The sequence below is a fragment of the Martelella sp. HB161492 genome (assembly GCF_013184775.1).
Classification (GTDB): domain Bacteria; phylum Pseudomonadota; class Alphaproteobacteria; order Rhizobiales; family Rhizobiaceae; genus Martelella.
Genome location: NZ_JAATVV010000013.1, coordinates 40,102 through 52,931, shown reverse-complemented (window position 1 = coordinate 52,931; position 12,830 = coordinate 40,102). Strand labels below are relative to the sequence as shown.

The following is a 12,830-nucleotide window of genomic DNA, read 5'->3' as shown; positions in this document are numbered from 1 at the left end:
TGATTTCGCCGCGTAATCGTTTAAGACCATAGCTCAAGGGGCCATCCATTGAATGCCTGACGGGTTCTGATGGCCTGCTACAAGGAGACAGCGAAAAATGGCAAAAGTAATTGGTATCGACCTCGGAACCACCAACTCCTGCGTCGCCATCATGGATGGCAAGGACGCGAAGGTGATCGAAAATTCAGAAGGCGCCCGCACGACGCCGTCCATGGTCGGTTTTTCCGATGATGGCGAACGTCTTGTCGGCCAGCCGGCAAAGCGTCAGGCCGTCACCAACCCGACGAACACGCTGTTTGCCGTCAAGCGCCTGATCGGCCGTCGTTTCGACGATCCGACCGTGACCAAGGACAAGGGCCTGGTTCCCTACCAGATCGTGCGCGGCGACAATGGCGATGCATGGGTCGAAGCTGCCGGCAAGCCCTACTCCCCCTCGCAGATTTCCGCGATGATCCTTCAGAAGATGAAGGAAACCGCAGAAGCCTATCTCGGCGAGAAGGTTGAGCAGGCTGTCATCACGGTTCCCGCCTACTTCAACGACGCCCAGCGTCAGGCCACCAAGGATGCAGGCAAGATTGCCGGCCTTGAAGTGCTGCGCATCATCAACGAGCCGACCGCAGCAGCGCTCGCCTACGGTCTCGACAAGAATGACGGCAAGACCATCGCGGTCTATGACCTTGGCGGCGGTACCTTTGACGTGTCGATCCTCGAAATCGGCGACGGCGTGTTCGAAGTGAAGTCCACCAACGGCGACACCTTCCTCGGTGGTGAAGACTTCGACATGCGTCTGGTCGAATATCTGGCTGCCGAGTTCAAGAAGGACAACGGCATTGACCTGACATCCGACAAGCTGGCTCTGCAGCGCCTGAAGGAAGCCGCCGAAAAGGCCAAGATCGAGCTGTCCTCGTCGCAGCAGACCGAAGTCAACCTGCCCTTCATCACGGCTGATGCTTCCGGTCCGAAGCATCTGACGCTGAAGCTGACCCGCGCCAAGTTCGAAAGCCTTGTCGAGGATCTCGTCAAGCGCACCATCGATCCGTGCAAGGCAGCGCTCAAGGATGCCGGCGTCTCCGCCAGCGAGATCGACGAAGTGGTTCTGGTCGGTGGCATGAGCCGCATGCCCAAGGTTCAGGAAACCGTCAAGCAGCTGTTCGGCAAGGAGCCGCATAAGGGTGTTAACCCGGACGAAGTCGTGGCGCTCGGCGCTGCGATCCAGGGCGGCGTCCTGCAGGGCGACGTCAAGGACGTTCTGCTGCTCGACGTGACCCCGCTGTCGCTCGGCATTGAAACGCTGGGTGGCGTGTTCACCCGCCTGATCGACCGCAACACCACGATCCCGACCAAGAAGTCCCAGGTCTTCTCGACCGCCGAGGACAACCAGTCGGCCGTGACGATCCGCGTCTTCCAGGGCGAGCGTGAAATGGCTGCCGACAACAAGATCCTCGGCCAGTTCGACCTCGTCGGCCTGCCGCCGGCGCCGCGCGGCGTTCCGCAGATCGAAGTGACCTTCGATATCGACGCCAACGGCATTGTCCAGGTTTCGGCCAAGGACAAGGGCACGGGCAAGGAGCAGCAGATCCGCATTCAGGCTTCGGGTGGCCTCTCCGACGCCGACATCGACCAGATGGTCAAGGATGCCGAATCGCACGCCGAGGAAGACAAGAAGCGTCGTGCCGGTGTTGAAGCCAAGAACCAGGCCGAAAGCCTTGTTCACTCCAGCGAGAAATCGCTGGCAGAACATGGTGACAAGGTCTCCGAAGACGACCGCAATGCCATCCAGAGTGCCATCGATGCACTGAAGGAAGCCATTGCTGCCGAAACGCCGGATGCCGACGACCTGCAGGCCAAGACCCAGACGCTGATGGAAGCGTCCATGAAGCTTGGCCAGGCCATCTATGAAGCCCAGCAGGCTGATGAGACTGCACAGGCCTCGGCTGACGCCCAGAAGGATGCCGACAGCGATGTTGTCGATGCCGATTTCGAAGATGTCAGCGACGACGACGACAAGAAGAAGTCGGCCTGAGCATCCTGATCTGACAGGATAACATCACATCACTACAAGCCCGGCCGCGCATTCGCGGCCGGACATTCCTATAAAGAGGTTGGGACCTTTATGGCAAAAGCGGATTATTACGAAACGCTCGGCGTCGCCAAGACGGCCGACGAAAAGGAGCTGAAGAGCGCTTTCCGCAAACTTGCAATGAAGTATCACCCGGACAAGAATCCGGATAATCCCGACGCCGAGAAGAAGTTCAAGGAAATCAACGAAGCCTATGAAACGCTGAAGGACCCGCAAAAACGTGCGGCCTATGACCGTTTCGGCCATGCTGCCTTTGAAAATGGCGGCCCGGGCGCCGGGGGCTTTGGTGCAGGCGGCTTCTCGGGCGCTGGCGGTTTCTCTGATATTTTCGAAGATATATTCGGCGAGATGATGGGTGGCGCACGCGGCCGACGCTCTTCCGGCGGCCGCGAACGTGGCGCGGACCTGCGCTACAATATGGAAATCACCCTTGAGGAAGCCTTCGAGGGCAAAGCGGCGCAGATCCGGGTTCCGACCTCGATCGTCTGCGACGAATGTTCGGGCTCCGGTGCCAAGCCCGGCACCAAGCCCACCACCTGCCCGACCTGCCATGGTGCGGGCCGCGTGCGTGCAGCCCAGGGCTTTTTCTCCGTCGAACGCACCTGCCCGACCTGCCACGGCCGCGGCGAAACCATTTCCGACCCCTGCCCCAAATGCCGCGGCGAAGGCCGCGTGATGCAGGAGCGCTCGCTGTCCGTCAATATTCCGGCCGGCATCGAGGACGGAACCCGTATCCGCCTTCAAGGCGAGGGTGAGGCAGGCCTGCGCGGTGGCCCTTCAGGGGATCTCTACATATTCCTCTCTGTCACGCCGCATCCCTTCTTCCAGCGCGATGGCGCCGATCTGCACTGCGTAATACCGATTTCGATGACCCAGGCAGCCCTTGGCGGCAAATTCGAGGTCACGACACTTGATGGAGCCAAGTCCCGCGTTGCCGTGCCGGAAGGAACCCAGACCGGCAAGCAGTTCCGCCTGAAGGGCAAGGGCATGCCGGTGCTGCGCTCATCCCAGCGCGGCGACCTCTATATTCAGGTCCGTGTCGAAACACCGCAGAAGTTGACCAAGCGCCAGCGTGAGCTGATGGAAGAATTCGCCGAGATCTCCTCCAGCGAAAACAGCCCCGAGTCGAACGGCTTTTTCGCCCGGATGAAGGATTTCTTCGGCACCGAATGAGTTCATGCCGCGCGTTTCATGCACGAATGCGCGCGGCACCCTCCCCCCTGGCACCTCGACTGGCCTGAAATCCGGCATTTTCCCGGCGCGATCCTTGCCCCCCCGAAATGAGCAAATGCTGCATCGCTTGCACTGCAGTTATGGCTCTGTATTGGCAACGCCATGACATCAGTCAGATGTCATCAATCGGCATCAGAACCTTCCCGGAACGAAAAATCTGATTTTGTTAGCGCAAACCACTATTTGATTGCACTTCAGATACTTGAAAATACAGGTAAGCCATGTAAGTTAAAGGCCAAGTCTTACGAGGAAGGCAAATTTCTGTTGCTGCATCGCAACACTCACAAGCGATGGTAGGCCTTGATAGATATAAAAGCAGAAATTTCCAAATATGAGCTTTGACTAAAATAGCGTTTTGACTATCTTACAAGATAGAAACAGAGGAGTTCCCTGATGCCCCTTTCACGGTCATTCTACGCTGCGGCAACTGCCGTTGCCCTGACACTTGGTACGACGGCCGCGATGGGCGTCGCCGTACCGACTGCAGCATTCGCACAGACAGCAACAACGCCACAGAGCCTTCTGGCTGGCCGTATTGCAGCCAAGGTTGCTGCGCTTGGTGTCAACGCGACACCGGCACAGGTTCAGGCAGCTGTTGCTGCAGCCGTTGCTGAGATTTCAGCCGCAACCAACACGACCTTCTCCGTTCCGGATGTCGCTGGTGCGGTTGCCGCTGTTGCCTCCAGCTCTTCGGTAGCTTCGACCCCGGCAGCAGCAAGCCTGACCTCGACGACCGCTGCAGCTGCGACCCAGTCTGCCTCGCAGGTCAGCGGCGGCGGTAGTGCAACACGCTCGGTCAGCGTGACCACTTCGGGCGGCACGACGACTGTTGTCGATCAGACGACCGGTGCGACCTCGGTGACGACGGGCAATCAGACCACGACGACCACCGCGAACGGCACAAGCACGACAACGTCTGTGAGTGGTTCCACGGCGTCCTCGAGCAATAACAGCGGAGATTCCACCGCTGCATCGCCGAGCTGAGTATTTTCATTCCTCGCCGAAACCCGTTCGCGGGGGCGCTGGAATATCCTGACATAGCGCAATAAAAACCCGCCGAATGGCGGGTTTTTTATTGCCCGCTTCCGCCCCGGCCTTTGCAAGGCACAGCCGCCCCCCCTTCTCTGTGGGAGATCTTTCTGTACTTTCGTGTTAATGGTTTCCTCTCAATACAATACATGTATAAAAATTCAATATCATGTATATATAATTTTATAAAAATTCAATATTTTCTATACAGGTAATTTAACTTTCAATAATCGACGTGATAAAAGACTATAAAATTTCATAATGTCACATATTGGAGAGACATAATGAGAAAAGTCGCATTGTCATGTACTGTTGCTATTGTTTTTCTGACAGCACCCATGCCGATGCTGACAGGTCATACTTATTCATTCATTGGAACCGGGATTGCTTCGGCACAAGACCTCACCTCCGATGAAAGTCTGATCGTGCAACTTGCGAACATGCCTGATTCACAACGTCAGACGGCCTTGCAACAGTTGCTTCTAAGACGCCCCAACGTCAATATTGCCGTGCTGGTGGCCCGCGTCATCATTGCAAACCCGAACGCGGCGGCCGCGATTACACGTGACTTCATCACGGCCTATCCGGGCGCCGCTGTCCAGATCACGAAAGCGGCCGTCGCTGCCACGCCCGCGATGAACAGGGGCTTGGTTGCCCAGGCGGCCCTTCAGGCCGCCCCTCCCGGTACGAGAGGTTCAGTCGCAAATGCGATCAGTGTGACAATCACGGCGTCCCACCTAGATGCTGTCAATGCGGCCCTCAATGCCGCTATCGATAACGCATTGGGAACAACGGGGGGAAATCTGACACCGAACAATGAAGGCGACGACTTCGCGGGAAGTGTCGGCGGAGCAGGTTCGCCGGAAGGGGGAGGCCCAAGTTCCGGCACAACAGGGGGCAGTTCGACCTCCGGCGGCTCGACTGAGAGCGGCGGAACTGACAGTAGTGAAAGTTCGTCAGGAAACAGCAGCAATGACACAGCCGATGGCAAGACCGTGCCGGGCACATCGCAACAGGCTCAGAGTGAGAATCAGGATCAAACAGCCGAAGCAACACCCGACGAAACACCCGTCATAACACCCATCATAACGCCGATCATAACGCCGACCATTGAGTTAGAGGTCCCAACCTCGGTATCTCCCACCTGAAAATCAAGGGGGATGCGACTCGGCCGCCTGAACTGGATCGGCGCCTTCGCGGGCAGACCATCGAACGTTGCCGCCCAGGCGGAAAGACGTTAACAGCTACGCTACGGAAAATGCGGGGGGCCTGTGCCAGCGCGGCACCGTCCCCGGAATTGGAACCGTTCGTCCGCCGACCTTGACCGTTCGCTGCGCCCGGCCCGGCTTCGACAGTAGCCAGCGCATCAGCCTCGGCCGATTGCTGTATCGCGATCCTGTTTGCCTTCTCGCACCCTTCTGAGGTGGTCCAAGCCCATCTTTTCCGCGCATCTGTCAGCCTGATGCGGAACAGGAATCGCCAGCAAACCGGACAGGTGCCACGTCAGGCAGGCAGGCTGTGTCCTATCGATCAGACCCGGCGAGAGAGCCTTCATCGGGCCTTCTTGCGGGTTAAGGCGGGTTGCCGGGACGTTGCGCCTTCGCATTGCGCTTTTTGAAAAGCGATTCCGATTTCTGGGCCGATGCGCTAAGAGGGGGAACCGATTCCGAAAGTGCACGTCGCCTTATGCCAGCAGATATCTGCCTTAGCAGTCTCAAACTGACCGATTTCCGCAATTACCGGCAAGCGGGCCTGCAGCTTGACGGCCGCCATGTTGTTCTCACCGGCAATAATGGTGCCGGCAAGACCAACCTGCTTGAAGCCGTTTCCCTGCTTTCGCCGGGCCGCGGCCTGCGACGGGCGACCTATGCCCAGATCGGCCGGCAGGGTGCCGAGGCCGGCTTTTCCGTCTTCGCCACCCTTGATGGCATGGCCGGCGCGGTCTCGATCGGCACCGGTACGGATGGTGCGGAAGGCTCGGCACGGAAATTACGCATCAATGGTGCACCGGCTGCAAGCACCGAGGACCTGCTGGAACACTTGCGCGTGATCTGGCTGACGCCGGCCATGGACGGGCTTTTTACCGGTCAGGCAGCCGAACGGCGCCGGTTTCTCGACCGCATGGTGCTGGCGATCGACCCGACCCATGGGCGGCGCGTCACGGATTTTGAAAAGGCCATGCGCAGCCGCAACAGGCTGCTTTCGGAGGGACGGTTCGATCCGGCATGGCTTTCCGGTCTGGAGCACCAGATGGCATCCCTGGGCATTGCCATGGCGGTCGCCCGGCGCGAGCTCTTGTCGCTGCTGACCGCCCTTGTCAGTGAGGTGGATACCCCCTTCCCCGCGCCCCGCACCAGCCTGACCGGTTTTTTTGCCGACGACATCCAGGCGCCGGCCATTGATCTGGAGGACCGCTACAGTGTCATGCTGGAAGAGGGACGACGCCGTGATGCGGCGGCCGGACGAACGCTTGATGGTCCGCATCGCTCGGATCTGATTGTTTACCACGCCCAGAAGGAAATCGAGGCCGCCCTTGGTTCGACCGGCGAACAGAAAGCCCTGCTGCTCGGCCTTGTGCTTGCCCATGCGCGGCTCACGCGACGGATTTCCGGCCATCCGCCCATCATGCTTTTTGATGAGGTCGCCGCCCATCTGGACAGCAATCGCAGGGCCGCCCTTTTTACCATGATCGACGAGATCGGCGGCCAGGCCTTCATGACCGGCACCGACCGGGCATTGTTCGCGGCCATCGGCGACAATGGACAATTCTTTCAGGTGAATGACGGTGGCGTTGTGGCGGACTGAGCCTCAGTAATGCGGCGGCGGTGCCACGGATGGCCGTTCCAGCGCCTGCTCCTCAAGCGCCAGGAAACCTTCCGTCAAGGCCTCGGCCTGCCGCTTCAGCCCTTCGATCACGCGCCACTGTTCGGCAATCTGTTCCGACAGTTCCTCGATCGTGTTCGACTGATGTGCCACCACTTCCTCAAGCTGGGTTATCCGGTCGTTCTCAGTCATCAGTGGCCTCCTTGCCGCAGAACGCTCCTGCTTCAGTCCGAACCGTTCCAGGCTCTTTCTTCCGTTCCTCAACAGGCGATGTCAAGCAGGGCTTGCAAAACGGCGCAAAACCGCCATCTTCGCCCCATGATGAGCGAATTCCTGTCCGACGAAGAGATTGAACGCTATGCCCGCCACATCGTGCTGCCGGAGATCGGCGGCCCTGGCCAGCAGGCACTGAAACGGGCCCGTGTGCTGGTGATCGGCGCTGGCGGGCTTGGAGCGCCGGTGCTGCTTTATCTTGCCGCCGCCGGCATTGGCACGCTCGGCATTGTCGACGACGATCGCGTCAGCCTATCCAATCTGCAGCGCCAGGTGATCCATTCCTCCGACATGATCGGTGCGGAAAAAACGGAAAGCGCCCGCGCCGCCATCGCCCGGCTCAATCCGCATGTGACCTGCCGGCAATTCCACACGCGGCTCTCCGCCGGCAATGCGGCGAACATGCTCTCCGGCTTCGACCTGCTGATCGATGGCTCGGACAATTTCGACACGCGCTATCTGGCCGCCGATGCTGCAGAACAGGCGCAGATCCCGCTTGTGAGCGGAGCTGTCGGCCGTTTCGATGGATCCCTGACGGTGCTGAAGCCTTATGAGAAGGCGCATGATGGCGGGCTTTTGCCCGGCTACCGCGATATTTTTCCGGAAAAACCGCCAGCCGGCCTTGTGCCATCCTGTGCCGAGGCCGGCATTCTCGGGGCGGCGACCGGGGTTATCGGCACGCTGATGGCCATGGAGGCGATCAAGCTTGTCACCGGCGCCGGCGAACCGCTGATCGGCAGGCTGCTGCTTTATGATGCGCTCTCGGCCCGCTTTGACACGATCAGCTATCGCCGCCGCGAAACGCCAAGGTGATCAACCCGCCTGCTGGGCCAGCTGATAGAGACTGGCGCAACGCCCGCCGGACGCACAATAGGCCAGAACCGGACCCTGAACCTCCTTCAGGATCGCTTTCAGCTTCGGGGCCTGGGTAATGGGCGAGGACGTTCCGCCAACAGGCAGATAGAAGACCTTCAGACCCTGAGATTTGGCCGCAGTCTCGACATCGGCAAATTTCGGCTGAAAGAAGCCTTCGCCATCCGGTCGCATGCAGATCACGGCCTCATAGCCGGCCTTGGCGACTTCGGCCATATCAGCTGGCTTCAGCTGTCCAGTGACATGATAATTGTGGGTGACGGGACGTGCATGCATCGTTTCACTCCTGTGCCGCATCCGGCGGCGTTTCTGCCCGTGCTCAAAATGCGTTGAGCGGCACCTTGAGCATTGGTCTTCCATCCTTGTCTTTCGGCACCTGGCCGGCGCGCATGTTGACCTGCAGCGAGGGCAGGATCAGGCGCGGCATGGCAAGCGTTCTGTCGCGCGCCTCGCGCAGCGCCACAAAGGCCTCTTCATCCATCCCCTCACCCACATGGATATTGGCGCGGCGTTCCTCGCCAACCGTGGTTTCCCAGGCAATCGCCCGTCCGTTGGGGCCGTAATCATGGCAGATGAACAGCCGCACCGCATCCGGCAGGGACAGGACGCGCATGATGGAGCGGTAGAGCGCGCGCGCATCACCACCGGGAAAATCGGCCCGCGCCGAACCGCCATCCGGCATGAACAGCGTGTCACCCACAAAGGCGGCATCGCCGATCACATGCGTCATGCAGGCGGGTGTGTGCCCCGGCGTGTGCATCACATGAGCCGTCAATCCACCGATCGTGTAGCTGTCTCCATCTTCGAACAGACGATCAAACTGCGAGCCATCGCGCTGGAATTCCGTGCCTTCGTTGAAAATCTTGCCGAAAACATCCTGCACCTCGATAATCCGGGCGCCGATACCGAGCTTGCCGCCCAGATGTTGCTGAATATAGGGCGCCGCCGAAAGGTGATCGGCATGGACATGGGTCTCGATGATCCACTCAACACGAAGCCCCTTCTCCCGGACAAAGGCGATCACCCGGTCGGCACTGTCGCTCGAAATCCGGCCGGCGGCATAGTCGATGTCGAGCACGCTGTCGATCACGGCGCAGGCACCGGTCTTCGGATCGGCGACCACATAGGTCACCGTGTTGGTGGCCGCATCAAAAAAGGGCTCAACCGCAGCGGTTTCGGAGAGATCCGGTGTAAAGGGAAGCATTTCGCGCAAGAAGGGTCTCCTTCTGGACAGGTCGGTCAGGAAGCCGTCCATATTTACTGTAATTCGTATATACGAATTTATGAATTTGTCAATTGCCAATGGCAGGTCGTGTTATCCGATCAGCTGCCGTCACGCAAAGCTGGAACGCACCGGTGCAGCCGGGACCGCATGCAAAAGGGGCGCCGCCTGAAGCGCCCCTTTTCAACACTTGACCGTACCGCTTCGGATTTCAGATGCGATTTGAAATCCAGCGGCACTGATAGGGCGAAAAGCTGATCTTCTGGTTGCCCTGGGCAACGCTTTCGCCGGTAATCAGATCAACCCAGTTCTCGCCGCCGATCAGGTTCAGCGACATGGCCGGAATCTCGATCTCCTCGTCAGAGACATTGTTGATGGCAAAAATGCTCTGCGACCGGTCGACACTCTGGCGCCAGAAGCCGAAAAGCTTCTCACCGAGATGCAGCGTGAACTGCGTCGCGTTGGGGTGGAACGCCGGCTGCTGGATCCGAAGCCCAATCAGCCGCCGCATCGCATTGAAGACCTTGGCGTGCTGGGTTGTCTCGTCGGCGAGTGCATGTTCAAGCGCGGCGTAGTTCCAGCGATGCCGGTTGATGGCGCGGTTATGACCGGATTTCTCAACACCGGTAATGTCGTTGCTGGTTGCCAGCAGCGAGTGAATGTAGAAGGCAGGAATGCCTTCCAGCGCCATGGCGATGGTTTGCGAGCACAGGAAGCGCTCGATGTTGAAGTCATCCTCGCCCTTGATCGTGCCCTTCAACGCATCAAACAGCGACACATTCATCTCATAGGGCCGAACGGAACCATCCGAGAGCTGGCGCATGGACACACGCCCGCCGAAACGCTCGACCGTCTCCACCATGCCGGTAATCGCCTCGTCGGAGAGAAGGCTCTCGGCCGGCCTAAGGCCGATCCCGTCATGCGAGGCGGTGAAGTTGAAATAGGCGCAGCCCATCTGCGCCGGCGGCATCGCCATCTGCCAGGCATTGAGGAATTGCGATGTTCCGTTGAGAAGCGCATGCACGATCAGTGGCGGCAGTGAGAAATTATAGATCATATGCGCTTCATTGCGATTGCCGAAATAGCTTAAGTTTTCGACATTCGGCACATTGGTCTCGGTAATGAGCACAATGCTTTCCTCACTGAAATCGGCCAGAAGCCGCATCAGCCGGATGATCTCGTGGGTCTGTGGCAGGTGAATGCAGGAGGTCCCGACCTGCTTCCACATGAAGGCGCAGGCATCAAGCCTTATCGTGCGGACACCGCGATTGATGTGGAAGCGCATGATCCGGAAGAACTCCAGCAGCACTTCAGGATTGGAAAAGTCGAAATCCACCTGATCATGGCTGAAGGTGCACCAGACATAGCGTTCGCCATCAGCCGTCTCCACCTGCCGCAGCAGCGGATGGGCGCGCGGCCTGACCACCTGGGAAAGGTCATCATCCGGCGAGGCTGTGAAGAAAAAATCCTTGTAGGGCTCGTGGCCCATGCGAAATTCGGAAAACCACGGACTCTGGCTCGAACAGTGATTGAGCACCAGATCCGACATCAACCGGAATTCGCGACCGATCCGCTCGATGTCTTCCCAGCCGCCAAGACCACTGTCGACAACACGATAATCGGTAATGGCAAAGCCGTCGTCGGAGGTATACGGAAAATAGGGCAGGATATGAACGCCACGGATCACCCCCTTGAGGTTCTCCGTCAGAAAATGATGCAGCAGTGCCAGCGGCTTGTGCTCACCATCGATCAGCGAATTGCCGTAGGTAATGACATAGGCATTTTCGGCACTCCACATGCTGTTTCCGGCAACGCGACCTCGTTTTCGCGGTGCAGAATTTTCATCCCAGAAAGCTTCAAGCACCTGCCGGGTCAGCGCCCTGGAATCCCGGTCGGGATAAATGCTTTCGAGATGGAGCCTGATGCCCTCACGCAAGCGGCGCGGGATCACGGTGGTTCTGGTCGGTGTATCTGTCGTCGTCATTTAGCTCTCGTTCCCCTTGCGGGTAACGTTAGCATGTCGAGCCTGATTGGCAATTCCCAATCAACAATCAACGCCCGCTCCAACATCGCAACCAAGAATAGCGGCGGATGACAGCGTCTTCGCCGGTCTGGCGAACACGGCAAATTTACGTGCAATTACCCTAAAATACGTTTAGATAACGGTAACATTGCCTCGCGATAGTGGATCCGGGAAACCGAGCTGCCCGGCAGGGCAAGGCTTTCCACGTGCACTGAGCGCTTTCCATTGTTGTTGTTGCTGCGCAGCAATTTCAGCAGCATGGCAGGCATGGTGCACTGATTGGGTTTTGTACGAGAAAGCTGTTTTCGGTGAACACCGACAAACATTATGGTTAGGGTTAAGGCCGTAAGGCAGGTGTCCATTGCTGACTGAAAATTCTACACTCTACTGCTTGCGCAACGGTGTGCACACATATTCAAAGGAGCAGGGCATGTCCGGCGACAGTCCGATGACGGAACCGGATGACGAAAGCGTCTTTGACGCGATTGACAAGGCAGCCGATGTTGACGCTGCCATTCGTGTGTTGCGCGAAATCTACAGCCTTGGCAACGTCACCTATCACCATGCGCAGACCGTTCCGGTCGACATGAATATCGATGCGCCTTTCGTGCGAACGACCTATCCGGCCGAATGGGTATCGCGCTATCTCATCCGCGGTTACGTCACCCATGATCCGGTCGTACGTGACGGATTGCGCCGCGCTCTGCCCTTCATCTGGTCCGAACTTGAAGAAACGGCCGGTTCCCGCGCCGTGATGGCGGATTTCCTCGCCCATGGTCTGTCCGACGAGGGCTACTCGATCCCGATCACAGACAAGGCCGGACGGCGCGCGCTTCTGTCGCTCAATGCCCGTTTTGGCGAAACCGGCTGGCCCCAGCGCGTGGCCCGCAACAAAAAGAGCTGGATGGAGGTCTCCCACGCCATTCACAAGAAGGCGATCCGCGAGCTCTACGGTGAGAGCGATCCCGCACCGGGACTGAGCCCGCGCGAAATCGAAACCCTCTACTGGATTTCCCAGGGCAAGGAATTCCGCGAGATCGCCAAGATCATCGGCATCTCGGATCACACGGTCCGCTCCTATATGCGCTCAGCGCGTTACAAGCTTGATTGCGCCACCATTTCCCAGGCTGTTGCCAAAGCAATCCGCCTGCGGCTGATCAATCCCTGAACCTCCCCCTAAACGTGTATCATGACAATCGTCCGCTTTCAGCGGACGGTTGATCGCGCTGACACGCCTGTATATCAGGCGTTGCGGCCAGTCGCGTAAAACGCGT

General features: G+C 58.7%; 10 protein-coding genes and 1 pseudogene. 7 read left to right on the top strand and 4 right to left on the bottom strand.

Features of this window, described 5'->3' with window-relative positions:
• Window positions 1-94: 94 nt before the first annotated feature.
• The 5 genes and pseudogenes from dnaK to recF form a co-directional block, all read left to right on the top strand.
• Window positions 95-2,023: pseudogene (dnaK, locus tag HCK86_RS19570) on the top strand (molecular chaperone DnaK); the annotation flags it as partial.
• A gap of 90 nt (window positions 2,024-2,113) precedes the next feature.
• Entirely contained in the window at window positions 2,114-3,253 is a 1,140-nt protein-coding gene (gene dnaJ / locus HCK86_RS19565) for a molecular chaperone DnaJ (RefSeq protein ID WP_176086168.1), read from the top strand.
• A 453-nt stretch (window positions 3,254-3,706) separates the two neighbouring features.
• Window positions 3,707-4,297, top strand: coding sequence for a hypothetical protein (locus tag HCK86_RS19560; protein WP_176086167.1), 591 nt, complete (start codon window positions 3,707-3,709; stop codon window positions 4,295-4,297).
• A 329-nt stretch (window positions 4,298-4,626) separates the two neighbouring features.
• On the top strand, window positions 4,627-5,490 hold the full coding sequence (locus tag HCK86_RS19555; RefSeq protein ID WP_176086166.1) for a hypothetical protein: 864 nt from the start codon (window positions 4,627-4,629) through the stop codon (window positions 5,488-5,490).
• Between the two features lie 538 nt (window positions 5,491-6,028).
• Window positions 6,029-7,147, top strand: a complete 1,119-nt coding sequence (gene recF / locus HCK86_RS19550; RefSeq protein WP_176086165.1) for a DNA replication/repair protein RecF — start codon at window positions 6,029-6,031, stop codon at window positions 7,145-7,147.
• A 3-nt stretch (window positions 7,148-7,150) separates the two neighbouring features.
• Here the strand turns inward: recF and HCK86_RS19545 are convergent, their stop codons facing one another.
• Window positions 7,151-7,360, bottom strand: coding sequence for a SlyX family protein (locus HCK86_RS19545; RefSeq protein WP_176086257.1), 210 nt, complete (start codon window positions 7,358-7,360; stop codon window positions 7,151-7,153).
• Window positions 7,361-7,435: 75 nt separating this feature from the next.
• On the opposite strand from HCK86_RS19545, the gene HCK86_RS19540 reads away from it, so the two are divergent.
• Window positions 7,436-8,251, top strand: a complete 816-nt coding sequence (locus HCK86_RS19540) for a molybdopterin-synthase adenylyltransferase MoeB (protein ID WP_176086164.1) — start codon at window positions 7,436-7,438, stop codon at window positions 8,249-8,251.
• Here the strand turns inward: HCK86_RS19540 and HCK86_RS19535 are convergent, their stop codons facing one another.
• The 3 genes from HCK86_RS19535 to HCK86_RS19525 all read right to left on the bottom strand — a co-directional run bounded on the left by HCK86_RS19535 (window position 8,252) and on the right by HCK86_RS19525 (window position 11,517).
• Window positions 8,252-8,587 (bottom strand): TIGR01244 family sulfur transferase, encoded by a 336-nt coding sequence (locus HCK86_RS19535; RefSeq protein ID WP_176086163.1) that lies wholly within the window; start codon window positions 8,585-8,587, stop codon window positions 8,252-8,254.
• 43 nt (window positions 8,588-8,630) lie between these two features.
• Window positions 8,631-9,515, bottom strand: coding sequence for an MBL fold metallo-hydrolase (locus HCK86_RS19530; RefSeq protein WP_176086256.1), 885 nt, complete (start codon window positions 9,513-9,515; stop codon window positions 8,631-8,633).
• A gap of 229 nt (window positions 9,516-9,744) precedes the next feature.
• Window positions 9,745-11,517, bottom strand: coding sequence for a sugar phosphorylase (locus HCK86_RS19525; protein WP_176086162.1), 1,773 nt, complete (start codon window positions 11,515-11,517; stop codon window positions 9,745-9,747).
• 469 nt (window positions 11,518-11,986) lie between these two features.
• Between HCK86_RS19525 and HCK86_RS19520 the strand changes: the two genes are divergently transcribed.
• Window positions 11,987-12,724: an autoinducer binding domain-containing protein gene (locus HCK86_RS19520; protein WP_246739685.1), complete on the top strand. Its 738-nt coding sequence runs from the start codon at window positions 11,987-11,989 to the stop codon at window positions 12,722-12,724.
• The last annotated feature ends 106 nt before the right edge of the window (window positions 12,725-12,830 follow it).